Origin of the sequence: Enterococcus sp. UD-01 (genome assembly GCF_044909655.1) — a bacterium.
GTDB lineage: Bacteria > Bacillota > Bacilli > Lactobacillales > Enterococcaceae > Enterococcus_L.
This window is the reverse complement of sequence record NZ_JBIYEU010000037.1, coordinates 1-1,240: the sequence shown is the minus strand read 5'-3', so window position 1 is coordinate 1,240 and position 1,240 is coordinate 1. Positions and strand designations below refer to the sequence as shown.

Here is a 1,240-nt window from a genome sequence, read left to right as displayed (position 1 = left end):
GGAACTGACACTATAATGAGATACAATTAAAAAAGAGCACCTCAAATTTAGTAAAATAAATTTGGAGGTGTTTTTCTAATGGCAAAGCATAATTATTATCCTGATACATTAAAAATCCAAATTGTTGAGCGTTTATTGAAAGGAGAATCTGCTTCTTCTCTTCGAGAAGAATTCAATATCCCAGGAAGAGGAACTATATATAATTGGAAAAAATGGTATTTAAGTGGAGAATTTCATCGCTTAAAAGCTTCTTCAGGACGCCCCTCAGAACAAGAACTTTCTCTTTCTAAAGTTTTAGAGGAAAAGGAGAAAGAGTTAGAATTGATAAAAAAATTCTTTTCAAAAGAAAGGTGGTGACAAAAGAAAATATTGTTCATTTCATTGAAAAGCACAAAAATCAGTTGTCAATCTCTAAGCTGACACGGTTGTTTGGATTATCAAGAAGCACTTTCTACAGGAATAGAAAGCTCATATCAACAGAAATGACAGCTATAGAGGAACGAATTCATCAATTAGTTCAAGAGAACCATTTTTTATTTGGGTATCGCAAAATTCATGCCCTTTTGAGTTGTGAATTTACAATAGGGATCAATAAAGTAGCGCGTATCATGAAACGAAGAGGCTGGAACTGCAGAGCAAAAGTTAAAAAATATCGTCATACCGGACCGCAACATAAGGCTTTTGACAACCTTATCCAAAAGGATTGGAACACCAAGCAACCTTTACAGAAATTAACAACAGACATCACTTACCTTCCTTTCGGAAGTAGCATGCTCTATTTATCAACGATCATGGATACATTCAATAGTGAAATTGTTGCGTACAAAATATCCACGCACCCTGATACAAAATTAGTAATTGACACATTCAATCAATTAAAGGAACTCCCAAGACAGGCTATTTTGCATAGTGATCAGGGATCTACGTATACAGCAAAAAAATTCTGTGATTTAGTAAAACAAAAAAACGTTATCCAAAGTATGTCCCGTAAGGGAACTCCTTCAGATAACGCACCCATAGAATCGTTTCATTCCTCACTAAAGTCTGAAACATTCTACATCGCAAAAGAGCCAATAGGCTCTAATACTAGAGTAATCGATATCGTTGAAAAATACATCTATTTTTGGAATAATAATAGAATTTTAGCAAAATTAGGGTATCTTTCACCCGTTGATTATCGATTAACAAGATCAAATTGAGTTGCTCTTTTTATTTTGTATCAAAAAGTAGTTGCACTTCC

At 34.0% G+C, this 1,240-nt stretch carries 2 protein-coding genes; both read left to right on the top strand.

Annotated elements, in window-relative coordinates:
• Positions 1 to 78: 78 nt before the first annotated feature.
• Entirely contained in the window at positions 79 to 357 is a 279-nt protein-coding gene (locus ABH902_RS15760; RefSeq protein WP_404592349.1) for a helix-turn-helix domain-containing protein, read from the top strand.
• Positions 354 to 1,199, top strand: a complete 846-nt coding sequence (locus ABH902_RS15755; protein ID WP_404592346.1) for an IS3 family transposase — start codon at positions 354 to 356, stop codon at positions 1,197 to 1,199. The genes ABH902_RS15760 and ABH902_RS15755 overlap by 4 nt, the downstream gene beginning before the upstream one ends.
• The last annotated feature ends 41 nt before the right edge of the window (positions 1,200 to 1,240 follow it).

What these genes read in the sequence shown, in the direction of transcription:
- ABH902_RS15760 (WP_404592349.1), top strand. Translation starts at nt 79, where the DNA reads ATGGCAAAGCATAATTATTATCCTGATACATTAAAAATCCAAATTGTT.